Source organism: Lysinibacillus sp. CTST325 (assembly GCF_054665055.1).
This window is the reverse complement of record NZ_BAAFHO010000067.1, coordinates 1-255: the sequence shown is the minus strand read 5'-3', so window position 1 is coordinate 255 and position 255 is coordinate 1. Positions and strand designations below refer to the sequence as shown.

Sequence of the window (255 nt, the reverse complement as noted above, 5' to 3'; positions counted from 1 at the left end):
ATGAAACGTTCCAGTGTTCTTGAATAGACTCCTGTAGATTCAAATACGATATGAGGTTGCTCATCATATCCTTCAATTAAGTCATCAATTAACTTTTTAAGGTCCATAAATCCCGGACGATTGTGCGTAATTTCCTTTTCCAACTGACATTTTTTCAGCGCGTTATAGACAACCATATAACTCTTTCCCATACTAATATCAAAGGCGATAACATGTTTCATGTTCTCCCTCCCTATGTGTTTTGAAGTCTTCACA

1 pseudogene is annotated in these 255 nt (G+C 36.5%); it reads right to left on the bottom strand.

The features are described 5' to 3' along the window. Positions 1-221: pseudogene (locus ACYQ73_RS28375) on the bottom strand (IS110 family transposase); the annotation flags it as partial. Positions 222-255: the final 34 nt, after the last annotated feature.